Annotated in this window: 20 protein-coding genes; 9 read left to right on the plus strand and 11 right to left on the minus strand. The window is 68.6% G+C overall.

The annotated features are described in order from the left end of the window. Positions 1-461: 461 nt before the first annotated feature. Positions 462-1,751: a tyrosine--tRNA ligase gene (tyrS, locus tag IU449_RS25190; RefSeq protein ID WP_195004649.1), complete on the minus strand. Its 1,290-nt coding sequence runs from the start codon at positions 1,749-1,751 to the stop codon at positions 462-464. Positions 1,752-1,919: 168 nt separating this feature from the next. Continuing rightward, on the minus strand, positions 1,920-2,540 hold the full coding sequence (locus IU449_RS25195; RefSeq protein WP_324188431.1) for a DNA-3-methyladenine glycosylase: 621 nt from the start codon (positions 2,538-2,540) through the stop codon (positions 1,920-1,922). A 253-nt stretch (positions 2,541-2,793) separates the two neighbouring features. Here IU449_RS25195 and IU449_RS25200 point away from each other — a divergent pair, with 253 nt between their 5' ends. Genes IU449_RS25200 through IU449_RS25210 form a run of 3 tightly spaced genes read left to right on the plus strand, consistent with a single transcriptional unit; the run spans position 2,794 to position 4,933 of the window. Continuing rightward, positions 2,794-3,552 (plus strand): ABC transporter ATP-binding protein, encoded by a 759-nt coding sequence (locus IU449_RS25200; protein ID WP_324188432.1) that lies wholly within the window; start codon positions 2,794-2,796, stop codon positions 3,550-3,552. Next, positions 3,549-4,307 (plus strand): ABC transporter permease, encoded by a 759-nt coding sequence (locus IU449_RS25205; RefSeq protein WP_195004650.1) that lies wholly within the window; start codon positions 3,549-3,551, stop codon positions 4,305-4,307. The genes IU449_RS25200 and IU449_RS25205 overlap by 4 nt, the downstream gene beginning before the upstream one ends. After that, the gene (locus IU449_RS25210; RefSeq protein WP_195004651.1) at positions 4,304-4,933 is read left to right on the plus strand and encodes a TetR family transcriptional regulator; all 630 of its coding nucleotides are present in this window, start codon (positions 4,304-4,306) and stop codon (positions 4,931-4,933) included. Before IU449_RS25205 ends, IU449_RS25210 begins: the two co-directional genes overlap by 4 nt. A gap of 13 nt (positions 4,934-4,946) precedes the next feature. On the opposite strand, the gene IU449_RS25215 is transcribed toward IU449_RS25210, so the two are convergent. The 3 genes from IU449_RS25215 to IU449_RS25225 all read right to left on the minus strand — a co-directional run bounded on the left by IU449_RS25215 (position 4,947) and on the right by IU449_RS25225 (position 8,075). Beyond that, positions 4,947-5,177 carry a Trm112 family protein gene (locus IU449_RS25215; protein WP_195004652.1) on the minus strand — a complete coding sequence of 77 codons (231 nt, stop codon included), beginning with the start codon at positions 5,175-5,177 and terminating at the stop codon, positions 4,947-4,949. A 10-nt stretch (positions 5,178-5,187) separates the two neighbouring features. Further along, positions 5,188-5,700, minus strand: a complete 513-nt coding sequence (locus IU449_RS25220; protein WP_195004653.1) for a GtrA family protein — start codon at positions 5,698-5,700, stop codon at positions 5,188-5,190. Between the two features lie 137 nt (positions 5,701-5,837). Next, on the minus strand, positions 5,838-8,075 hold the full coding sequence (locus tag IU449_RS25225) for a hypothetical protein (protein WP_228805725.1): 2,238 nt from the start codon (positions 8,073-8,075) through the stop codon (positions 5,838-5,840). Positions 8,076-8,465: 390 nt separating this feature from the next. Here IU449_RS25225 and IU449_RS25230 point away from each other — a divergent pair, with 390 nt between their 5' ends. Further along, the gene (locus IU449_RS25230; RefSeq protein ID WP_195004654.1) at positions 8,466-9,617 is read left to right on the plus strand and encodes a glycosyltransferase family 2 protein; all 1,152 of its coding nucleotides are present in this window, start codon (positions 8,466-8,468) and stop codon (positions 9,615-9,617) included. Next, positions 9,607-10,746, plus strand: a complete 1,140-nt coding sequence (gene rffA, locus IU449_RS25235) for a dTDP-4-amino-4,6-dideoxygalactose transaminase (protein ID WP_195004655.1) — start codon at positions 9,607-9,609, stop codon at positions 10,744-10,746. The genes IU449_RS25230 and rffA overlap by 11 nt, the downstream gene beginning before the upstream one ends. A 6-nt stretch (positions 10,747-10,752) precedes the next feature. On the opposite strand, the gene IU449_RS25240 is transcribed toward rffA, so the two are convergent. Next, entirely contained in the window at positions 10,753-13,674 is a 2,922-nt protein-coding gene (locus IU449_RS25240) for an AMP-binding protein (protein ID WP_228805727.1), read from the minus strand. Positions 13,675-13,865: 191 nt separating this feature from the next. Between IU449_RS25240 and idi the strand changes: the two genes are divergently transcribed. From idi to IU449_RS25255, 3 genes are all read left to right on the plus strand, one after another. After that, positions 13,866-14,444 (plus strand): isopentenyl-diphosphate Delta-isomerase, encoded by a 579-nt coding sequence (gene idi / locus IU449_RS25245; RefSeq protein WP_195004657.1) that lies wholly within the window; start codon positions 13,866-13,868, stop codon positions 14,442-14,444. A gap of 253 nt (positions 14,445-14,697) precedes the next feature. Next, a complete protein-coding gene (locus IU449_RS25250) occupies positions 14,698-15,048 on the plus strand; it encodes a hypothetical protein (RefSeq protein WP_195004658.1) in 351 nt (116 codons plus the stop codon). 131 nt (positions 15,049-15,179) lie between these two features. Continuing rightward, entirely contained in the window at positions 15,180-16,391 is a 1,212-nt protein-coding gene (locus IU449_RS25255) for a serine hydrolase domain-containing protein (RefSeq protein WP_195004747.1), read from the plus strand. 10 nt (positions 16,392-16,401) lie between these two features. Here IU449_RS25255 and IU449_RS25260 read toward each other — a convergent pair whose 3' ends face one another. Further along, on the minus strand, positions 16,402-16,725 hold the full coding sequence (locus IU449_RS25260; RefSeq protein ID WP_195004659.1) for a DMT family transporter: 324 nt from the start codon (positions 16,723-16,725) through the stop codon (positions 16,402-16,404). A gap of 97 nt (positions 16,726-16,822) precedes the next feature. Between IU449_RS25260 and IU449_RS25265 the strand changes: the two genes are divergently transcribed. Then, on the plus strand, positions 16,823-17,479 hold the full coding sequence (locus tag IU449_RS25265) for a hypothetical protein (RefSeq protein WP_195004660.1): 657 nt from the start codon (positions 16,823-16,825) through the stop codon (positions 17,477-17,479). 84 nt (positions 17,480-17,563) lie between these two features. Here the strand turns inward: IU449_RS25265 and IU449_RS25270 are convergent, their stop codons facing one another. The 4 genes from IU449_RS25270 to IU449_RS25285 form a co-directional block, all read right to left on the minus strand. Then, positions 17,564-17,938 (minus strand): VOC family protein, encoded by a 375-nt coding sequence (locus tag IU449_RS25270; protein WP_195004661.1) that lies wholly within the window; start codon positions 17,936-17,938, stop codon positions 17,564-17,566. 213 nt (positions 17,939-18,151) lie between these two features. After that, a complete protein-coding gene (locus tag IU449_RS25275) occupies positions 18,152-18,523 on the minus strand; it encodes a hypothetical protein (protein ID WP_195004662.1) in 372 nt (123 codons plus the stop codon). An 861-nt stretch (positions 18,524-19,384) separates the two neighbouring features. Further along, positions 19,385-20,806 carry an argininosuccinate lyase gene (gene argH, locus IU449_RS25280; protein ID WP_195004663.1) on the minus strand — a complete coding sequence of 474 codons (1,422 nt, stop codon included), beginning with the start codon at positions 20,804-20,806 and terminating at the stop codon, positions 19,385-19,387. 397 nt (positions 20,807-21,203) lie between these two features. Next, a complete protein-coding gene (locus IU449_RS25285) occupies positions 21,204-22,406 on the minus strand; it encodes an argininosuccinate synthase (protein ID WP_195004664.1) in 1,203 nt (400 codons plus the stop codon). Positions 22,407-22,666 lie beyond the last annotated feature (260 nt).

The raw sequence follows: 22,666 nt of genomic DNA on the forward strand, positions 1-22,666 counted from the left end.
CAAAACAATCGCCAGCCGGAAAATTAGCTGACTAAAAATGTCCGACCCCCCACGGGGGTGAAGAGCCGGAACCAATAAATAATTGGCACTGACATTCATCGACACACTATTGAGTTCTCAAAGAACAGGCGCACACATATCCGACCGGCTATCCGGTTGTTCTGTGAGGCAACTTTTCCAGCCTAACCACAGTCCCTCCCGAAGTCAAGTCCGGTCGGTACCGCGTCTACGCTGCATGTCAGGCGCCCTTCGTCCTACCTCGTTTTCCGCGCCCGCCGAGCCTCTCGGCTGGACGTCTCGGCTCCGGGTCGGTGTCCGTGTCGCTCTGACGTTGAATAAGTTACGCGGCGGAGAACTCTCCGTCAAATCCGCACTACAGCCATGTAATTTCGCAGGTCAGCGGCTCGGGATCGGGGACATAAGGGGCTTGGGCCGCGAAATGGTGACCCAAGCCACCGAGATCAATTCTCCGAGCGCATCGCGCCGGCCGTATTTCGCTTGCCTCTGCGCACGACCAACCAGCGTCCGTGCAGGTAGTCCGCTTCGGAGGGGGTCCACTCGGGGTCGGCGATCTTCTGGTTGTTCACCGAGGCTCCGCCTTCGTTGACGGTGCGACGGGCCGCTCCCCGGCTGTCGGACAGCCCGGTGGCCACCAGCAGATCGACGATCGTGTTCGCGGTACCGGGCGCGATCCGGGCGACCTCTCCGTCGACTGCGGTCTCGCGCAGCGCCGCGGCGAGCGTGGACTCGTCGAGGTCGCGCAGTTCGCCACGCCCGAACAGCGCCTGGCTCGCCAGCTGCACGGCCTTGGTGTTCTCCTCGCCGTGTACCAGCGTGGTCATCTCGGCCGCGAGCCTGCGCTGGGCCTCCCGCGCGTGCGGACGCTCGGCGGTGGCCTGCTCGAGATCGGCCAGCTCCTCCCGGCCGAGGAAGGTGAACCAACGCAGGTACTTGACGACGTCGGCGTCCGCGGTGTTCACGAAGTACTGGTACCAGGCGTACGGACTGGTCATCTCGGGGTCGAGCCAGAGGCTGCCGCCACCGGTGGACTTGCCGAACTTCTTGCCGTCGGCCGAAGTCACCAGGGGCACGGTCAAAGCGTGCACGCTCTCGCCGTCGACGCGGCGGTTGAGCTCGACACCGGAGATGATGTTGCCCCATTGATCGGAGCCGCCGACCTGCAGCCGGCAACCGTAGGCGCGACGCAACTGCAGGTAGTCGTTGGCCTGCAGCAGCATGTAGCTGAACTCGGTGTAGGAGATGCCCTCGCCCTCCAACCTGCGCTTGACGGTGTCGCGGGCCAGCATGACGTTGATGGAGAAGTGCTTGCCGATGTCGCGCAGGAAGTCGACGACGCTCAGCGGGCCGGTCCAGTCCATGTTGTTCGCGATGATCGCGCCGGTCGGCGAATCGTCGATGTCGACGAAGCGCTCGAGCTGGGAACGGATACGGCCGGCCCACTCGGCGACGGTGTCGGTGGAGTTCATGGTGCGCTCGCCGACGTCACGGGGGTCACCGATGAGTCCGGTGGCCCCGCCGGCGAGCACGATCGGCCGGTGACCGGCGCGCTGGAAGCGCTTCAGGGCCAGCAGTGGCACCAGGTGCCCGGCGTGCAGGCTGGCCGCGGTGGGATCGAACCCGGCATAGAGGGTCAGCGGCCCACCGGCCAGTGCCGAACGCAGGGCGTCGAGGTCGGTGGACTGTGCGATCAGTCCGCGCCAGGTCAGTTCATCGATGATGTCGCCGCTCACGCCGTCCCATCTTTCCGCACCACTGTCCTGCGCCGATGCGCAGGTGCCGCCGGAAGCGGATGGCTTCCGGCGGCACGGCGCCGAGGCCGCCGGCGGCAGCGCAGACCACTGCGGGAGCGTAACCCGTGGCGGGGTCGAACCTGGTAGTACCGGTGCGGCGCGCGCGTCTCAGCGGGCACGGGGACTGCGCCGGTAGGTGGAGATCGCGGGGGCGGACGGTAGCCAGAAGCGCCAGGGGCGGTCGGCGGCGGTACTGACGCCGACACGTGGGCCGCTGGCGATCGCCTCGTCGGGCACAGGGTCGGCGAGTTCGAGACGGATCGGCGAGTCCGGGGCGAACAGCGGCGTCCCGTAGTCGGTGAGGGTGATGCCGAGGGCGGTGCCGAGGTTGCCGGGCCCGCGAGCGAGGTCCGCGTCGGTTCGGGCGGTGGGTCGCCGGGTACGCACGAGGTCGACGCCTTCGATCACCTCGCCCGCGCGCAGCAGCACGGCGCTCGCCGTCTCGTCGGGCCCGGTCGTGACATTGATGCAGGTGTGCATGCCGTAACTCAGATACACGTAGAGATGGCCGGCCGGACCGAACATCACGGCATTACGCCTGGTGCGTCCCCGGCCGGAGTGCGAGGCGGGGTCGGGCCAGGGGCCGGCCGGATCGCCGCCGTAGGCCTCCACCTCGACCAGCCGGATCGCGGTCGCGCCGGAGCGCAGAGTGGCGCCGAGCAGGCGGCGAGCGGCGGCGGGGGGTTCGACGATCAGTTCTTCGGCGGCGACGATTTCTTCGGCGGACACGCGGCCATTGTGCTCGATACCCGTCGCGTGAGAGACCGCCGGCGACCGCGCCTGAACACCGCAGCGGTCGCTCGAGCTGTCCTTCGTGGTCGCGGAGATGCCGGGCTGATACCCGACGCCGCTGATCCCTGACACCGCTGATCCCTGACGCCGCAGCCGGGTACGCCGGGACGGTGCCCGGTTGCGGTCGCCGCTACCGGAGGCACATAATTCGCCATATGATGAATTCACCACTCGATGAATTGAGGGCGTCGTGACCGGGCAGCCCATCCCCCGGCCGACCGGCTCCGAGCCCGGAGCGACCGCGGTCGACATCGAGGGTCTGATCGTCCGACGGGGGAAACGCGAAGTTCTGCACGGTGTTTCGCTGACGATCCCGACCGGCTCGATCACCGGCCTGCTCGGACCCTCCGGCTGCGGCAAGACGACCTTGATGCGGTGCGTCGTCGGCGCCCAGCTGGTGCGTTCGGGTCGGGTCACCGCGCTGGGCCTCCCCGCGGGCGCACGGGAACTGCGCCGACGGATCGGCTACGTCACGCAGGCGCCCAGCGTCTATCCCGATATCAGCGTGCGGGAGAACGTCGCGTATTTCGCCGCGTTGTCGGGGCGTGATCGCGACGATGTCGAGGAGGCGATCGAATCCGTCGGACTGCGTGATCACATGCGTGATCGCGTCGACGAACTCTCCGGCGGGCAGCAGACCAGGACCTCCCTGGCGTGCGCGCTGGTCGCGCGGCCCGATCTGCTGATCCTCGACGAACCGACCGTCGGTCTGGACCCGGTGCTGCGCGTCGAACTGTGGAAGAAGTTCCGCGAACTCGCCGCCGGGGGCACAACATTGCTGGTCTCGAGTCACGTGATGGACGAGGCCGACTACTGCGATCAACTGCTGCTGATGCGCGATGGCCGGCTGCTGGCCCACCTCAGCCCGGACGAACTGCGCGCCGAGACCGGCGAGAGCAACTTGGAACAAGCCTTCCTCGCCCTGATCACGACGGGACCGATCGCATGACGACTCTGCGCCCCTACACCGCCACCACCGGCCGGATCCTGCGTCAACTGCGCAACGACCACCGCACTGTCGTGCTGATCCTGGTGGTCCCCGCCGTGATGATGACGCTGCTGTATTTCGTCTATGCCGAGACCCCGGCGCAGTCCCAGGGACGCGCGCTGTTCGATCGGGTCGGCATCAGCATGCTCGGCATCCTGCCGTTCATCGTGATGTTCCTGGTCACCGCGATCGCCATGCAGCGCGAACGCACCTCGGGGACGCTCGAGCGACTGCTGTCCACGCCGCTGTCGAAGCTGGACCTGCTGGGCGGCTACGGGAGCGCGTTCTCGCTGGCCGCGGCCGCTCAGGCAAGCGTGGCGTGTCTGGTGTCGTTCGGGCTGCTCGGGTTGGAGGCGGCGGGCAGTGCCGGATGGGTGGTGCTGATCGCCGTGGTCGACGCGATCTGCGGGGTGGCGCTGGGCCTGCTGGCGAGTGCGTTCGCGCGCACCGAGTTCCAGGCGGTGCAGTTCATGCCGTTGGTGGTCACGCCACAGATCTTTCTGTGCGGACTGCTGGTGCCGCGTGATCAGCTGCCGCGCTGGCTCGAGATCATCAGCGACGTCTTACCCCTGAGTTATGCCGTCGACGCCCTCGAGCAGGTATCGCTTCATGCCGAGCCGACCGGACGGATGTGGCGGGATCTGCTGATCGTCGCGGCCTTCGCAGTCATCGCCTTGGTCATGGGCGCAGCGACGCTACGGCGGCGCAGCGCATGAACGAGCCGGGTGCGAAATCGGAGAGCCCGGGCAGGTCCGGTCGCCGACGCGGGCGGTCGGGGGCCAAGGAGGCGATCCTGGCCGCGGCCCGGGCACGATTCGCCGAGAACGGCTTCCACAAGACCTCGATCCGGTCGATCGCCGGCGACGCCGGTGTCGATCCGGCGCTGGTACACCATTATTTCGGCGCCAAACAGGAACTGTTCGCCGCCGTGGTCGACCTGCCCGTCGACCCGCAGGCGGTGCTCGCGGTCATCGACTCCGCGCCGGTCGGTGAGCTCGGCGCCGCGATCGTGCGCACCATCGTCGCCATCTGGGACTCCCCCGCCGGGCCCGCGGCCGTCGCCGCGGTGCGCAGCCTACTGGCCGGCGCCGATCCTGGGCTCACACGCAGTTTCGTGCTGGACGTCGTGCTGGAGCGGGTGCGATCCCGAATCGCGACCGAGGCCGACGACGGGCGTGCCCGGGTGGCCCTGGCCGCTTCGCAGCTGGCGGGAATCATGGTGGCGCGCAAGATCGTCGGCGTGGAGCCGCTGGCCTCGATGCCGCTCGACGAACTGGTCGCCGCGGTCGGGCCGACGCTGCAGCGCTACCTCACCGGCGACATCGCCGCCGGAACGAGCTGAGCGGCTCGGCCGGTCACTGCCCTGCCCGAGCGACCAACTTCTCGTGCTCGGCCTCGGACACGTCGCGGGCGTCGTCGACGAGCAGCACCGGGATGCCGTTGTCGATCGGGTAGGCGCGCCGCAAACGCGGGTTGTAGAGGATGTCCGCGCCCGAATCGTCGGCAACGAGCAGCAGCGGGCCCTTGTCCTGGGGGCAGGCCAGCAGTTCGAGCAGGGTGGGGTCCAAGGCGGTGCGCTCCGGCATGGTGCTGAACCTACCGGACCGTGCTGTTCGCCTCGACGGCCGGCCGACGGCGGAACGAGATGTGCCGGTGGCCGAAGAAGCCGGCGACCGCGACCAGTCCCATCACCACCACCGTCGAGGGCGCCTTCGGCAACCCGAGCACCGTCACCGCCAGCGACAACAGTGCCATGTTCAGCACCAGTCCCCCGGAATTCACGGCGACGAAGCCGAGGAAGTCGCGCAGCACCCGGCCGCGCACCCGGAAGACCAGTGTGCGGTGCAGGCCGAAGGCGACGACGACACTGATCGCGTAGGCGAGCGCGACGGCCGCCGACGGGGCCCACGCGGTGTCGGGCAGGAGGGTCAGCCAGGCCACGGTGAGTGCCGTGCCGAACACCGTGTTGAAGCCGCCGACCAGGGCATACACGACCTCCTGCCTGCGCAGTGTGCGCCGGATCAGGTCGGCTCGCCGGACGGTCGGCGTCGGCTCGGGGTGCGTGAGATCGGCGCCCCTCTGGTCGGCGTCCACACGGTCGGCGTTCATGAGGTCAGAGCGGATGGGCCCGGTCCGCGCGACGTCGGAATCCACCGGTCCGACGTCCACCGGACCACTGACCGCGCACTCTCTACGTGCGTCGTCGGCGCTCACGCGACCCCACTCACGGGGTGACACCCGTCGGTTCACGGTCGGCTTTCGGGTCTCGGATCGTCGGTATCGACGAAGCCGGCAGACCCGGCAGGATCGACGGTGCCCACGGAGTCGGCAGCACCGGCAGAGTCGATACCGGCAGAGTCCGTACTGTCGCCGACGCGGCGGCGCGACCGGACATACCACCATTGGAGCACTCCGAGACCGGCGAGACCGGCGATCATCGTGGCGATGCCGATCTTCCAGCCGGGCGGTCGCCAGGTCAGTACGAGTTCGGCGGCGTCGGTTCCCGGCGGGACCTCGACGGCGACGAAACTCTTGGCGACCGTGGTGATCGGGATCGACTCGCCATCCAGCGTCGCCCGGTAGCCGGGCCAGCCCAGCCGGGCGAACACCACCAGGCCGCCGTCGGGCGAGTCGACACGCAGCCTGCTGGTGGTGTCGGTTTCCGAGATCGACTCGGCCGTGACGTCCTCGGTGTGCGAGATGCGGCCGTTGACCGTCGAGATCGGTCCGCCGTCGCGTTCGAGCACGGCGATGTAGTCCTCGTGGCCGGGCAGGTCCACCCAGTGCCAGCCGTCCGGCACAGGCTGGTTCCTCGCGTCGGGGAACAGCGCGCGCTGCAGGACGACGCGATCGAGGTTCATCAGGTCGACCGGCGCGCGGCCGGTGACCTGTTCGGGGGCGAACAGGCGGCGGTAGGCGTCGGGGCAGACACTGCTGTCCCAGCGCATGCACAGCAGTTCGCCGAAGTAGAAGTGGCCGGTGGGGGTGTAGCCGTTGACGTAGGTCCGGTCCAGGGTGCGGGCGTAGTTGCCGAACACCAGCGAGCGGTAGGCGGCGTCGGGGTGGCGGTCCCGGTCCTGGAGCAGTCCGCGTTCGCCCAGTTGGATCGTGGTGCCGGGGAATTCGGGAAATGCTGCTTTGGCGTCGGAGCGGTCGGCGGGCAGGTTCCAGGCCATCGGTGTGGGCTGGGCGGCGCGGACCTGCAGGTAGGCGATCGGGAACATGGCCGCGATGGTGAGTGCGCAGGCGGCCGCGATGCCGCGCGTTCCGGCCAGGCGGACCACGGCGGCGCCCAGCGCCAGGATCGCCACGGCCGAGATCAGGTGCCAGAGCGCGCCGTCCGGATCGGCGGAGGCCGATCGCACCAACAGCAGCAGCACCAGCACACCGCCCGCGATCGCGCGGTTCTTCGGATCGCGGAAGGCGCCGTAGCGGCTGAGCAGCACGCACACCAGCACCAGCAGGCCGATGGCCAGCATGGGCAGCACCCGTGCGGGCCAGCGCAGTGGGCCGATCGTGCCGGGGCCCGCGATCCACATGAGCATGGTCACGGTGAAGATCGCGACCGCGCTCAGTTCGCGCCACGCCTGCTCGGCCCTGCGCCAGTCGACGAAAGCGAGGGCGGGAACGAGGAACCAGGCGATGTAGGTCGAAGGCAGCGGCTGCACATAGCCCCACCAGGACACATAGGCCGGCATGGTGCTGGGCAGGCTGGCGTTCAGCGATTCCGACCACGGCACGGTCAGGAATTGGTCGTTGACGATTTCGGAGACACCGCGCCAGGTCACTTTCGCGGACAGGAGGCTGGGCAGGAAGGTCAGCAGCCCGGCGAGGCCGGCGAAGGCCGAGACCAGCGTCAGCCGCAGCACCGCCTGCCACGGCGTGCGGTACAGCAGTTCGCCGACGGCGACGGCCGCCAGCATCAGCACCGCCTCGACCGAGGGAAAGATGTATTGGACGGTGATGGTGAGGTAGAGGAAGACGAAGACCGGAATCGGGCCGGACAGGCCGCGGGTGTAGCGCACCGCCGACGCCCATGCGTGCAGCATCCAGGCGGTGCCGGTGAGCGCGGTCATCCAACTGGCCTGATCGAAGAACAGGAAGAAGCCCGACAGCGGGAAGGCCACGCCCGCCACCGCCGCCCACGCCGGCCGGGATCCGTAGACGAGACAGATCCGGTAGACGCCCAACCCGGCGATGATCGAGAAGATCAGTTTCACGACGGTCGCGTAGAGCGCGATGTTGTCGATGGAGGGCGCGATGAGGTCGATGAGCAATTGCGGCGGGTTGAACAGGCCCGCGTCGTCCATCGTATTGTTCCCGGCCATCCACTGTTCGGGAACCATTACCGGGAACGTGCCCTCACGCAGCGAGCGCCCGAGCCCGATCCACAGGGCGGAGTACTGGGATTCGGTGTCGTCGGTGAAATAGTGCCTGGCGTTGGCCGCCAGGACCGCGAGGTATCCGGCGATCACGCCTGCCATGGTGACCAGGCCCCACCGCCGGATTTCCCGGCGCTCCCGCTCATCCGCCGAGGCCACGCGAACCTCGGCAGTTCCCGCTCCGGAAGCCGGGGATTCGGGCTCCGGCGGGGGAGTCTGCTCCCCCGTTCTCTCACGCACCGCACTGTCCGTCACGATTGCCACACATTACAGATGGGTGCCCCATCCGTCAGCATGACCGATTTATCCGAAATGCCGAATTCGGTCCTCCACCAGAAACTTCCGAATGAATCATTTCGGCCGGAAGCGCCCCGCGCGTCGTGCTGACGAGCGACCTTCCCTGTTACAGTGACGCGCACCTCTGCGCCGTATACCGGTTCCGTATACGGCGACAGAGACGGCACACACCATCATCGAAAGCCGATTCCGTCGATGCCGATTCCCACCACGCGCCCCCGCCCCGCCGGGCGCCCCTCCGCCACCGGACGCTCCTATTCCGTCGAGCGCCCGGTCTTCGTCGAACGCCTGGACTCCGATGCCGAGAGCACGCACCGACCCGACCGCCCCGGAGCCGATCGCCCACATGCGATCTCGGTGGTGGTGCCGGTCTATCGCGGCGAGCAGACCATCGCGGCGTTGGTCGAGGAACTGCACCGGCTCACGACCACCCACCTCACTCCCGACGGTGTCCCCTACGTGGTCGAGGAGATCGTCCTGGTCCACGACAACGGGCCGGACCGCTCCGACGTGGTGATACAGCAACTCCAGCAGACCCACCCGGAGGTCCGCGCCATCTGGTTGAGCCGCAATTTCGGACAGGACGCGGCCACTATCGCGGGCATGTCGGTGGCGATCGGCGACTGGATCGTCACGATGGACGAGGACGGCCAGCACGATCCCGGCAGCATCGGCGGCTTCCTCGACGCCGCACTCACCGAGCGCGCGGACCTGGTCTACTCCAAGCCGGTCAACACCCGGCCGCACGGGTTTCTGCGCAATGTCACCTCGCGGGGCGCGAAACTCGTGCTCGCGGCGCTGTTCGCCTTCCCGGCCTCGACGAGGTTCGAGAGCTATCGCCTGATCCGCGGCGACATCGGCAGGCAACTGGCCGAAGTCGCCTCCAACGGCGCCTACCTCGACGTCGCGCTGACCTGGGTGGTCGGGCGGGTCGCGCAGCAGCCGGTCACCTTGCGCGCGGAGGGCCGGGAGGAGTCCGGTTACAACTACCGGCGGCTCTTCTCGCTGTTCTGGAAGATGGTGCTGTGCAGCGGTACCCGCGGACTGCGCGTGGTGAGCATGCTCGGGGTGACATTGGCGCTGGCAGGCGGCGTCATGGCGGCTTATGTCGTTTTCAAGGTGCTGACCACCGCGCACTGGGCGCCGGAGGGCTGGGCGTCGATCATCGTCGTCCTGCTGTTGTGCTCGGGCGCGATCCTGTTCTCCTTGGGCATGATCGCCGAATATCTCGGCGTGGCACTGCACATCCTCGTCGGCAAGCCGCTGTTCCTCACCGTGCGCACACCGACGCCCCGCCCCGCCGCCACGGGCGAACCGACCGGGGGAATCGAGCAGGGTGAGCACTGAGCGCATCATCTTCAGCCGTCCCCATCGCGCGCGCCGGGAGCTGGACAATCTCGCGGCTGTGCTCGCCTCCGACCACAGTCACGGCGATGGTCCGTTCACCGCGTCCGCGACCGCCAAGCTCGCCGCGATCACCGAGGCGCCGCACGTCCTGCTGACCACCTCGTGCACCTCGGCGCTCGAAATGGCCGGACTGCTGCTGGAACTCGGGCCCGACGACGAGGTGATCGTGCCCAGCTTCGCCTTCACCTCCACGGCCACCTCGATGGCGCTGCGCGGATCGACCTGCGTCTTCGCCGACATCGACCTCGCCACCGGCAATCTCGATCCGGAATCGGTGGCCGCCGCGATCACCGCGCGGACCAAAGCCATCGTGGTCATCCACTACGGCGGGGTGGCCGCCGACATGGCCGGATTGGCGGAATCGGCCGCGGCGCACGGCATCGCGATCGTGGAGGACAACGCACACGGGCTGGGCGGACGCTGGCGGGGCCGAGCACTGGGCACCCTCGGCGCCATGGGCACGCTGAGTTTCCACGACACCAAGAACGTGCACTGCGGCGAGGGCGGGGCGCTGCTGCTCACCGACGAGATACTGATGGCGCGCGCGGAGATCATCCGGGAGAAGGGCACCGACCGCGCCCGGTTCCTGCGCGGCGCGGTCGACAAGTACTCCTGGCAGGACATCGGTTCCAGCTATCTGCCCAGCGAGCTCAATGCCGCCGTGCTCGACGCCCAACTCGACGAGTTCGAGCTGATCCAGGCGGGCAGGCACCGGGTGTGGGACGCCTACGCCTCGGGCCTGCCGGAATGGGCGGCGCGCAACGACATCCGGCTGATGCAGGTGCCGCCGGATCGCGAGCACACCGCGCACCTGTTCTATCTGCGGACGCCGACCGAACGGCATCGCGACGATTTGATCACGCACTTGGCCGCGCGCGGGGTGAGCGCGCCGTTCCACTACGTGCCGTTGGATTCGAGTCCGGCCGGATTGAAGCTCGGACGCACACCGCGGGCGTGTGTACGCAGCGCGGAGTTCTCCTCGACACTGCTGCGGTTGCCGCTGTGGCCCGGTCTCGGTGACGAGCAGATCGAGCGGGTGCTGGCCGCCGTCACCGAGTTCAGGGTATGAGTCGGATCACGCTTCGGTGCCGAACAACTCCGCCGCCTCGGCCTCGGTGAGCACTTCGTAGGACTCGGTGTCGGGGTGGTACCGCCAGGTGTCGGGCCCGGGCTGCGGCAGGCCCGCCGCCCGCACCGCGCTCGCGCAGGGCCGATAGGAGGCCGTGCGCGCGATCGTGTCGACCACGTACACCAGGTCGGGGCGCTTGGCCGGTTCGAGCGCGCGCATCGCCTCGGAGACGTCCTTGGGTTCGAGATGCCAGCCCTCGCGCACGCACACCGCGGCGACCGCCAAGGTCTTCTCGCCCGCGTCGAGGCCGTAGGCGACCTCCATGTCGATCGCGCCGATGTCGTTGAGCACGTCGATGATCGGCTGACCGTAGACCGGACCTCGGTCGGTGAGCACCACAGTGTCGGCGCGGTCGATCAACCAGTAGTCGCCGTCGCCGTCGCGGCGGAAGAGGTTCTCGGTCGGCACCCAGGCATCGCCCGGCGCGAACACCCCGCGCAGCCCGCCCGCGGACAGGTCGATGCCGTCGGAGGCCTTGCTGATCAGCAACCCGACCTCGTTGTCGGCGCAGCGCGCGGCGTAACCGTTGTCGTCGGTGCGGATCGTCGCGGTGACCGGATCGTAGGACACCAGTTCCACGCGCGCGGTGCCGGGCACCGGACGGCCCTTGCTGCCGACCTTGACGCCGTGCACGTTGGCCAGCACCACATCGCCCTCGATGGAGGCGTAGAACTCGAGCACCCGCGCGGGGGCGAACTGTTCGACGGTGCGCCGCCACAGACCCGCGGGCATGCCGGAACCGATGAACAACCGGATCGGGTGAGGATGCCCGGCGGGGAACACCTCGGCGTCGAGGATGTCGCGCAGCATCGTCCAGGTGTAGGTGACCACTGTGACGCCGTAGCGATGCACCTCTTCGGCGAACCTGCGCGGATCCAGCGAGCGGGCCAGCGCGATCCGGCTGCCACCGGCGACCGCGCCGCCCAGGCTGACCAGCAGTCCCGACGAATGATGCAGTGGCGCAAGGCAGTACACCGTGTCGCGACGGTCCAGGTCCGCCGCGGTGGCGGTACCGAAGGCCGACAGCGCCCAACGGTAGTTGGTGATGTACTTGGTCTCCAACCGGTCTCCGGTACCGCTGACCAGCACGAAAGCCAGCTCACGCGCCAATCCCGGATTCGGCTGGTACCAGCCGGGCACACGTACGGCGGCCGGGTCGATCTGTTCCAGATCGACGACATCGGCCCCGGGCGGGAAGTCGATCTCGCGGTCGCCGCCGCCGCCGAGCACGAGCACCCGCGCGCCGGTGGCGGCTACCTGGCGCAGGTTCTCCGGGTCGGCCAGCACAGTCCGGGCTCCGGTGAGCTCCAGCGCACGACCGAGTTCGCTGCCGGGCGCGAGCAGCACCGCCACCGCGCCGAGCCGGGAGAGCGCCGCGACGGCGGCCAGCGCGCTCGGCCTGGTCTCCATGACCACGCCGACCCGGGTCGCGGGCCGCACACCGGTCGCGATCAGGCCGCGCACCACGTTGTCGATCCGGACGTCGACGGCGGCATTGGTGTGCACGCGATCGTCGAACAGGAAGCAGTCGCGCAGCGGCGCGCGCCTGGCCTGCTCGGCGAGCAGACTGCCCAGCGAGATCCGGGTACCGGGCTGGATCATGCCCAAGCGGGTCAGCCTGGGCAGCGCGCGGGCGGCTTCGCCCACCAACTCGACCGAGCCGCGCACGGCGCTGCCCGCCAGTCCCTCGAACACCTTGCCCACGCCCGCACCCACCTCCGCCAGGGTCGAGGCGGAACTGACGATCCGGTCGGCGGCCGAATGCCGAGTGTTGGTGGTGGTGCTCTCCGACATCGGGTGGATCTCCTCGGGCAAGGGCTGATCTCCGCCCGCCCATTCGATCCACCGCCGTACCAGCGGCCAGGTCCGCTCGGTCGCGACAGTGCCCGCCACGAGTCCGAAATGACCGGCGTACAGACACGATTCGTAGACATCGGCGTTCGGCGCGGCGCGCACGATGCCCCGCACGGCAGCCGGCTGGCCGATGTCGTCCACCTCACCGACGAAGGCGAGGATGGGGCAAGTCAGTTCGGCCAGGGAGATCGGCTGATCACGGATCACGAAGCCGCCCAGCATCATCCGGTTGTGCGCCACGAACTGCTTGAGCAGATCGGCCACCGCGGGCCCCGCGTACCCCACCCAACCCTCGCGGTTGAGGAAGCGGCGCTGGCGTTCCTTGGGCAGCAGCGCCTCCCGATCGTGCAGCTGACGCAGAAAATCGATGCGCGCCTTGGCGGTCTTGACGGGGTCGAGCATCTGGAAACCGACCCGCACCATGGAGTCGGTGATCGGCAGGCGGGTCACCACATGATCGGCGAGGAAGTCCGCGACATCGGAGACCAGGCCGTACGGCAGTCCGAAGGGCACGCCGTTGACGATGTCGACCGGGCTGCCGAAGGTGACGATGCTGGCCACGCCGCGGCCGTGCCGGTAGGCGGCAGTCTGGTAGGCGAACATGCCGCCCTGCGAGTAGCCCATGAGATGGACCTCGGCGCCGGTGGCCGCGCGTACCGTGTCGATGGCGCTGCTCACCGCCAGTACGTGGTCGGCCAGGTCGCGCTGCCAGCCCCCCTCCTCCACCGCCGGCGACCCGAAGTCGATCACCCAGCAGTCGATGCCACCGCGATGCAGAATGCCGACCGCGCCGCCCTCGGCATTGACGTCCCAGATGTCGGCGTTGACCATCAGCGGCGGCACCAGCAGCGCCACCGGGCGTCCGGGGGGCGCGTCGTCGGGGAAATAGTGCCGCAACCGGTACATGCGGCGTCGCTCGACCACCTCGAACGGAGAGGCCTCCACACCGTGCGCCAATCCGCCGAAGCGGATCACCTCCAGACCGTTCTGCGCGGTCGCCATCAAACGCCGCATCGGTCCCACCACACCACTCGCACTGAACTTCACGATCGCTCCTGCACTTGTGCCACGCACCCCTACGATCCCGACGCGTACGACGAGCTTTCCACATCGCGAGGGCATCGGAGGTCAGCCACGACCGTTTCGAGACCTGAGGATGGTCACACCGCGAGGGCGACGACCGCGGTTCTCGATACGCTGGGGCAATGACCGACACCGCTGTGCTGCCGACCCCCGATCGCGAATCACTGCTGGTCGAGCTCGTCGACGAGCGAGGACGCGCGGTCGGCGAGTGCCCGGTCGCCGAAGCGCACCGCGCGCCCGGCCAGTTGCATCGAGCCTTCTCGGTGCTGCTGTTCGACGACGAGGGCCGGGTGCTGCTGCAGCGGCGCGCAGCGGTGAAAACCCGCTTCCCCTTGCAGTGGGCCAACACCTGCTGCGGCCATCCCGCACCGGGGCAGGGCCTCGCGGACGCCGCGCGCGCCCGGCTGCGAGAGGAACTCGGGCTCGACGCCGAACTCACCGAGGCGGGCGTCTTCCGCTATCGCGCGAGCGACGCGACGACCGGCCGGGTGGAGCACGAATGGGATCACGTGTTCATCGGCGCCACCACCGCCGAGGCCATGCGGCCCGACCCGGCCGAGGTCGCCGAATTGCGCTGGCTCGAGCCGGCCGAGATCCGCACCCTGCTGAGCGCCGACCCCCGGGCTTTCACCCCGTGGTTGGCCCCGGTGCTCGAGATCGGCGACGCCGCCTTCCGCGCGGACACCCGTCGCGAGCCCTGACCGCCTCACCGGTTCCCGGCGGGGGCCTCACCGCTCTTCGCGATGCCCCCGACCACTCTGTGCGGTTTTCGAACGTGAGTTCCTGTGCTCCTCGGCCGACTTCGCGAGGACGCATGTTTTGATGCGCATATCGAAGTATCGGAATGTGAAAGGATCCTTGGTTAATTCACAGGAATGGCACAGCATGACGCCAGGGCGACGGCGCATCCTGGAAGGCGTAGATGTTGCCCGGGTGAGAGCGAGGTGCGCACCAATGGTCGAGATCGAAGTCCGCGGTACGACAGTGACGATTCATGTGGTCGGCGGCCACCGGCTGCTCTCCATGCGTGACAGCATCACCTTCGATTTTCACGACATCGCGGCCGTCGCCCCCGCGTCGGTCGACATGCGTCCGCCGTGGGTCCGCGCGCCCGGCGCCTTCTTCCCCGGCGTGATCGCCGCGGGCACCTTCCGCGGCAAAGGGCGCAAGGAATTCTGGGACACCCGATTCGACGGCAGCGGCCTGCAGATCGACCTCGAACACGGCGAATTCACTCGGCTGGTGGTCGACGTGGACGACCCGGGTTCGGCTCTGCTCGAACTGTGCCGGGCGGCCGCGGCCTGATATCGGGACACCCCCCACCGCCCGCTCCCCCACGCGCGATCCCCGCTCCTCCTACTGTGGACGGGGGACGACGAAAGGAACGCGACCGGGTGACCACCGATTCCACCGCACACGGGGCCGACCAGGAGACGATCGACGACGAGGTCGCGGCAGCGCGGACCGCCGAGCACGCGGCCCAGCACGTCGACCGGCGCTTCGTCCGGCTGGTGACCGAGTTCGATCGACTGTTCGGCAAACCCGGCGACGGCGGCGGGGCGCTCTGCGTCTACCTGCACGGCGAGCCGGTCGTCGACGTGTGGGCCGGATACGCCCGGCCCGGGCAGCGATGGACCCATGAAACCCTGGCCGTCACCTACTCCACCGGCAAGGGTGTGGCCTCCACGCTGTTGCACCGCCTCGCCGAACGCGGCCTGCTCGACTACGAACATCCGGTCGCCGAATACTGGCCGGAGTTCGCGGCAGCGGACAAGGGCGCGATCACCGTGCGTCAGTTGCTCACCCACCGCGCCGGCCTGCACCGGATGCGCGATCTCGTGCCCGGCCCGATCGACCGGTTCTTCGACGACGCGGCGGTCACCGCCGCGCTCGCCGCCGCCACCCCGGACTCCCGGCGCCTGACCACCAGCGGCTATCACGCCATCAGCTTCGGGCATCTGGTCGCCGAGCTGGTGCGCAGGGTCACCGGGACGAGCTTCACCGACGCCCTGCGCACCGAGATCGCCGAGCCGCTCGGCATCACCGATCTGTGGTTCCGGGTGCCGAGGGAGCAGCGGTCCCGGATCGCGGTCAACTTCCCGATCCTCACTGTCGCCGGGATGAGCTGGGAGAGCACTGTGCGGCTGATGGGCCGCACGAAGCTGTCCGCGGCGGCCGAGACCACCCCGCGCGGATTCGCCGAGATCATGGCCGACCCGCGCCTGCACGATTCGGTCATGCCCGGCGTCAACGGCGTGTTCTCGGCCCGCTCGCTGGCCGCGGTGTACGGGGCGCTCGCCTGCGATGGCGCCCTCGGCGATCGCAGGCTGTTGCGGCCGGGCACCGTCGACATGATCCGCACCCGCCAGGTGTTCACGCCCGACTACGTGCTGGCCTTCCGCATCCCCTGGGCACTGGGTTATCACGGCGTGCCGATGAAACCCTCGCGCTCGGAGCCGGTGTCGGCGTTCGGCCATTTCGGGCTCGGCGGCTCGGGCGCGTTCGCCGACCCGGAGACCGGGATGTCGCTCGGCTTCGTCACCAACCGGCTCGGCGGGAAGCTCACCCCGCTCGGCGATGCCCGGCTGACCCGCTTGGGCACCATGGCCCACAACATCGCCAAACAGATCGCCCGGGAAGCCGACTGACCGTGCAGAGTCAGTCCGCGCCGCCGAGCTCGAGCGCCATCACCCCGAGGATCACTGCGGCGATGCCGCCGATCTGTATCGGAGTCAGTTTCTCGCCGAGCAGCAGCACTCCGATGATCGCGATGGCGGCGACGCCGACCGCCGACCAGATGCCGTAGGCGACACCGATCGGCATCCCGCGCTTCAACGCCTGGGACAGGAAGTAGAACGCGCCGCAGTAGCCGATGGCCACCACGATCGAAGGCCCGATCCTGCTGAATCCCTCGGAGAACTTCAGAGATACCGTCGCCGTCACTTCGAACGCGATGGCAAGGGCGAGGAACAGCAAGGTCATGGCGGCAGCCTAACGAGCCGACGGCGTGTTCTCCCGACTCGTCGACTCACGGTACCGGCCTGCTTCACAATGGGAACCGAGCCGGGAGGTGGTAGCCGTGTGGGAAGCCGTCCTGATCGCCCTGGTTGTCTTCGTCGGCGTCCTCGCGGTGGCGGGTCTGTTCGTGTTCCTGCCGCTGCTGCGCCGCTCGGACCACAGGGTCGGGGAGACCTTCGCCCGGTGGGCGGCTGCGCACGGCTGGCACTACGACGACCGGGCGCACCCGGCCTGGACCGCGCGACTGCCCGGCCACCAGATCGGCACCGTCGTGTTCACCCTCACCGGTGTGGTCGACAATCGTCCGGTCACCGCGGCCGAGTACCGTGTGGAGTCGCACCGCTTCACCGTCCTCGTGGTGCACCTCGACCGCCCCTATCCCCCGCTGGCGGTACTCGACCGCGACCTGAGCCGCGAGATCGGCGACGCGTTCGCCGGTTCCATCCCGATCCACACCGGCGACGCCGCCTTCGACCGGCGGTTCCGGGTGAGCGCCGTCGATCAGCGCTACGCGCGGCTCATGCTCGATCCCGTGGTGGTACGGGCGCAACTGGACGGCCCCGTCGAACGGTGGAGTCTCGCCGGGCGCGACCTGCTCACCTACACACTCGGCAGGCCGGGCAATCCGGCGGTGATTCCCGATCTCGCTCGCCCGGTGCTGCACCTCGCCGATCTGCTCGAGGAACGCGCGTTCGGCGAGCCGGCGGTGCGGGAGTGATCTTCGCGCCGCCGAGCACGCGGGTGATCCCGGCCGCGTATGCGGGCGTCCCGGGGACGGAAGCCACGCAACGCCCGTTCCCGCTCACAGATACGGGCGAGTGATCATCTCGATACCGTGCCCGGCGGGGTCGAGAAAGTAGACCCCGCGGCCGCCGTGCCCGTCGTTGATCTCGCCCAGCCGCTGGAAATGCGGATCGGCCCAGTGCGCGATCTCGCGCTCGCACAGTCGCCGGAAGGCGCGGTCGAACAGTTCGTCGTCGACCAGGAAGGCGTAGTGCTGACGCTGGATGTCGACCGGCGGCTCGGCGAACTGCAACAGGACGCCGTCCTCGCACAGCAGGTTGGTGAACACACCCCAGGACGGGGCATCGGCCAACTCGAAGATGTCGCGGAAGAAGGCGGCGGATTCCTCACGATCGATCGCGGCGATGATCGTGTGATTGAAACGTGCGGTCATGAAAGTCTCCTGTCGTGATCGAAAGTGGTGCTGGGTTCGATCGAAACAGGAGGCGCTCGGGCGCTCAGGTGAGCGCCGGGTCACCTGTCCGTGTGTGGCTCGAGGCCGTCCCGGTCATCATCGCCGATGAGCATAGACAATCGAATTGTCCCTCGCAACGCCGTATTCGAGGGTGCGGCAGTGCTCGATCGTGCGGCTCGGCGGCGCGCGGAATCACCCGCTGAGCCACCGCCACATGCCGAGCCAGCCGGCCTCGTAGTGCGGGAGCACCCGTTCGATCGCGGTGGGAGCGGGTTCCTGCTCGAGATCGACGACGACACCGACCCGGGCCCGGATCACCTCGAGCTTCCCTTCGAGATGGGCCGGGTCGGGCACGAACAACGCGCGGGCGCCGTGACGTTCGATCTGCGCGAGCAGCCGTTCGATCCGGTTGTCGGTCGCGGCGGTGAAGACGATGGTCTTGCTCAGGTTGTACCCCATGCGCGGAGCGAGGTGACGCATCCGGATCTCTTCCCAGGGCTGCCGGATGCCGGACAGATCGGCGCGCAGGTATCCCAGGGCCGGTTCGGCGCGGTGGAAGCTCACGGCGTGTCCACCTCCCTCGGTCGCCGATACGAGTACGACTGTCGTCCCGAGATCATCCGGTACTCCTCCTCTTCGGTCCCGGGCCCGAAAGTCGCTCGGCGTCAACGAAATACACAGTGATCAATCGGCCGGGCGAGCCTTACCCGCCCAGTCCACACCTCGTGCCCGAACACCCGGTTACCCGGACGTGTCGGCCACCGAACGCTCCGGACATCATCGCCAGACCGAGTAGCTGACCGATTGCTCGAAACTCGGAAACCGCCTCCGACACAGTCACTGCGACGACCGATCCTGCCGAACGCCGTGACGCCCCGATACCAGCATCGGCGTTCGCGGCCCGCAGCGGAAGTGCCGATCGACAGTTTCCACTGCCCTTTCGCCGAACTTCGACATCTGGCCGGTACGGAATCCGGCGTCTCGGCGTGACTTCGCGATCATACCGAACCTTTCGGCCGTAGCTCGGACTGCTGGAGGCGAGTGTCCTGCGTCGGAACAGCATTCGCCGCCCACCCCACCCGACGGCGCGGTGCCGGCGCGCCCATCCGCGGGCGAGTCGGCGCCGCGGGCAGCGACGAATCTCGAGTAATGAAACGGACTTCCGACCAAAAAGGCGATCTCGGCGGAGTTTGCGTTTCGCACGAGACTGTCGCTAATCTTCACGCGGCAATAGCAACTACGCATGAAGGAGATAGCTGACATGGTGCTCGCTTTCGTCTCTGCTCTGGTCGCTGCGGTGCTCGCCCTGGTCGGTCTCTGACCTGAGAAGCGAACTCGCCCCCCGTCGCACGTGTCTGCTGACACACGCGGCGGGGGGCGAGTTTTCGTTTCGGCCCGGCCTGTTTCCGGGCCGAGCACCTTTCGTCAGGCCAGGCGTGACCGCGCCTCGGCGGCTGCCGCACGCACCTCGTCCAACTGCTCGGCCACGCGCGTACCCGCGGTACCGCCGCGCGCGTTGCGCGACGCGATCGATCCCTGCACGGTCAGCACCTCCCGCACCCGCGAGGTCAGCGCCGGATCGATGGCGGCGAACTCGTCGTCGGTGAGCTCGTCGAGTCCGACGCCACGCGCCTCGGCGGCGCGGACACACGCACCCGCCGCCTCGTGTGCCACCCGGAACGGGACACCCTCGCGCACAAGCCATTCGGCGATGTCGGTGGCCAGGGTGAAGCCCGCGGGCGCGAGCTCGGCCATCCGATCGGTGTGGAAGGTCAGCGTGGCGACCAGACCGGCGATGGCGGGCAGGAGCAGTTCCAGCTGGGCGACCGAATCGAAGACCGGCTCCTTGTCCTCCTGCAGATCGCGGTTGTAGGCCAGCGGCTGGGCTTTCAACGTGGCCAGCAGACCGGTCAGATTGCCGATCAGACGGCCCGCCTTGCCGCGGGTCAGTTCCGAGACGTCGGGGTTCTTCTTCTGCGGCATGATCGAGGAGCCGGTGGACCAGGCGTCGGCGAGGGTGACGTAGCCGAATTCCGGCGTGCTCCAGATGATCACCTCTTCGGCCATGCGACTCAGGTCGACGGCGATCATGGCGAACACGAACGCGGCCTCGGCGGCGAAATCACGCGAGGAGGTGGCATCGATCGAGTTCGCCGCGGCCGCATCGAAATCCAGGTCGGCGGCGATGGCCTCGGGATCCAGGCCGAGCGAGGAACCGGCAAGCGCGCCCGAGCCGTAGGGCGAGACCGCGGCGCGGGAGTCGAAATCACGCAGGCGGTCGAGGTCGCGCAGCAGCGGATGGGCGTGCGCGAGCAGGTGATGGGCCAGCAGCACGGGTTGGGCCGCCTGCAGATGGGTCTTGCCCGGCATGACCGCATCCGGATGGGCGGCGGCCTGCGCGATGAGCGCGTCCACCACGTCCAGGACACCAGCGGCGACGCGGCGCGCGGCATCGCGCAACCACATCCGGAACAGGGTGGCGACCTGGTCGTTGCGGGACCGGCCCGCGCGCAGCCTGCCGCCCAGCTCCGCGCCGACCCGTTCGATGAGTCCGCGTTCGAGCGCGCCGTGCACATCCTCGTCGGTCTCGGCCGGGCCGAACGCGCCGGACTCGACGTCGGCGGCGAGCCGGTCCAGCCCGGACAGCATGGCGGTGAGATCGGCGTCGGTGAGCAGACCGGCCTTGTGCAGCACCCGCGCGTGGGCCTTGGACGCCCGCACGTCGTAGGGAGCCAGCGCCCAGTCGAAGTGGGTGGATTTGCTCAGCGCGGCCATCGCCTCGGCCGGGCCCGATGCGAACCGCCCGCCCCACAGCGCACCTGTGTTCGTGCTGCCGCTCTGCGTCATCGTCTGCTGTCTCCTCGTCGATCGGTGTCGGGTCGTCGGTCCGTCGCGGATGTGCGTGGCCGATCGCCGCTCGGCAGCGGCTGGATCGGACGGGCCGGGGCGGTCGGCGATCGAACTCCGCGGTCGCTGTCACCTCGGCATCCGATGCCGTGGCGGTCACCGGTCGCCCGGTTGTCGCGACGGACACCGGTCGCTCGGCGGCGGGCACCGGCCGTGCGGATGGCAGCGCGAGCTCGATCGAGGTCCCACGGTAGCCGGGCAGGCCGTGGTGTCCGCGAACGCCCCGCGCGCCGACGAGGGCCGGTGCGCACGGCATCGGCCCTCGTCGGTATGTTCGTCCCTCGCCGCGGCGGCCGGATCGTCGGGGTGATCCGGGCTGCCCCGCGACGAGCCGAAATTACTTCTGGTTCAGATCGCGGCGCGCGGCGACCTTCGACGACAGACCGTGGATCTGCACGAAGCCCTTGGCCAGCGACTGGTCGAAGGTGTCGCCCTCGTCGTAGGTGGCGAGATTGAAGTCGTAGAGCGACTGCTCGGAACGGCGGCCGTTGACCACGGCGGAGCCGCCGTGCAGCACCATCCGGATGTCGCCGGAGACGGCCTGCTGGGTATCGCGCACGAAGGCGTCCAGCGCCCGCTTGAGCGGGGAGAACCACAGGCCGTCGTAGGCCAGCTCGCCCCAGCGCTGCTCCACCTGACGCTTGTAGCGGCCCAGCTCGCGCTCGATGGTCACGTGCTCGAGCGCCTGGTGGGCGGTGATCAGTGCGATCGCGCCGGGCGCCTCGTAGATCTCGCGGCTCTTGATGCCCACGAGCCGGTCCTCGACCATGTCCAGCCGGCCCACACCCTGGCGTCCCGCGCGGTGGTTCAGCTCGACGATGGCCTCGAGCACGCTGACCTGACGGCCGTCGATGGCGACCGGCACGCCCTTGTCGAAGGTGATGATCAGCTCGTCGGGGGCCTCGAAGTTGACCGTCGGATCGGCGGTGTAGTCGTAGACGTCCTTGGTCGGCGCGTTCCACAGGTCCTCGAGGAACCCGGTCTCCACGGCGCGGCCCCACACGTTCTGGTCGATGGAGAACGGCGACTTCTTGGTGACGTTGATCGGGAGCTTGTTCTCCTCGGCGAAGGCGATGGCCTTCTCCCGGGTCCACGCGTAGTCGCGGACCGGGGCGATCACGTTCAGGTCGGGCGCGAGCGCGCCGATGCCGACCTCGAAGCGGACCTGGTCGTTGCCCTTGCCGGTGCAGCCGTGCGCGACGGTGGTGGCGCCGTGGAACTTGGCGGCCTCCACCAGGTGCTTGACGATCAGCGGCCGGCTGATGGCCGAGACCAGCGGGTACTCGCCCATGTAGAGGGCGTTGGCCTGGATGGTGGGCAGGCAGTATTCGTCGGCGAACTCGTCGCGGGCGTCGACCACGATCGACTCGACCGCGCCGCAGTCCAGCGCGCGCTGACGCACCACGTCCATGTCCTCGCCGCCCTGGCCCAGATCGATGGCGACGGCCACGACCTCGGCGCCGGTCTCCTTGCCGATCCAGCTGATGGCGACGGAGGTGTCCAGCCCACCGGAGTAGGCGAGTACGACGCGCTCGGACATGTCTTCAGTGCTCCTAAGTTTTGTATGAGTGGTGGTCTCGACCGTCTCGAGGACGGTCTGCCGGTCGCGCCGGCGCGCAGGTCGGGAACCCTGCACCCTTGTGCAAATGATTATGCACGACTATGCAAGCCCATACATAACCGGGGTGGTCTTCGGCCTGGCAACGGTACCGCCGCGGACGATCGAGGGCTACGCGGCGATCCGTGACATCTTCGTCACCACTGTTGGCAGGTCGCGATATTCAGGAGCCTTGGCCGTAC

It is taken from the genome of Nocardia higoensis, assembly GCF_015477835.1.
In the GTDB taxonomy this organism is placed as follows: domain Bacteria; phylum Actinomycetota; class Actinomycetes; order Mycobacteriales; family Mycobacteriaceae; genus Nocardia; species Nocardia higoensis_A.

What these genes read in the sequence shown, in the direction of transcription:
- IU449_RS25205 (WP_195004650.1), top strand. Translation starts at nt 3,549, where the DNA reads ATGACGACTCTGCGCCCCTACACCGCCACCACCGGCCGGATCCTGCGT.
- IU449_RS25210 (WP_195004651.1), top strand. Translation starts at nt 4,304, where the DNA reads ATGAACGAGCCGGGTGCGAAATCGGAGAGCCCGGGCAGGTCCGGTCGC.
- IU449_RS25215 (WP_195004652.1), bottom strand. Translation starts at nt 5,177, where the DNA reads ATGCCGGAGCGCACCGCCTTGGACCCCACCCTGCTCGAACTGCTGGCC.
- IU449_RS25220 (WP_195004653.1), bottom strand. Translation starts at nt 5,700, where the DNA reads ATGAACGCCGACCGTGTGGACGCCGACCAGAGGGGCGCCGATCTCACG.
- IU449_RS25225 (WP_228805725.1), bottom strand. Translation starts at nt 8,075, where the DNA reads ATGGCAGGCGTGATCGCCGGATACCTCGCGGTCCTGGCGGCCAACGCC.
- IU449_RS25230 (WP_195004654.1), top strand. Translation starts at nt 8,466, where the DNA reads ATGCCGATTCCCACCACGCGCCCCCGCCCCGCCGGGCGCCCCTCCGCC.
- IU449_RS25240 (WP_228805727.1), bottom strand. Translation starts at nt 13,674, where the DNA reads ATGCGGCGTTTGATGGCGACCGCGCAGAACGGTCTGGAGGTGATCCGC.
- idi (WP_195004657.1), top strand. Translation starts at nt 13,866, where the DNA reads ATGACCGACACCGCTGTGCTGCCGACCCCCGATCGCGAATCACTGCTG.
- IU449_RS25250 (WP_195004658.1), top strand. Translation starts at nt 14,698, where the DNA reads ATGGTCGAGATCGAAGTCCGCGGTACGACAGTGACGATTCATGTGGTC.
- IU449_RS25260 (WP_195004659.1), bottom strand. Translation starts at nt 16,725, where the DNA reads ATGACCTTGCTGTTCCTCGCCCTTGCCATCGCGTTCGAAGTGACGGCG.
- IU449_RS25270 (WP_195004661.1), bottom strand. Translation starts at nt 17,938, where the DNA reads ATGACCGCACGTTTCAATCACACGATCATCGCCGCGATCGATCGTGAG.
- argH (WP_195004663.1), bottom strand. Translation starts at nt 20,806, where the DNA reads ATGACGCAGAGCGGCAGCACGAACACAGGTGCGCTGTGGGGCGGGCGG.
- IU449_RS25285 (WP_195004664.1), bottom strand. Translation starts at nt 22,406, where the DNA reads ATGTCCGAGCGCGTCGTACTCGCCTACTCCGGTGGGCTGGACACCTCC.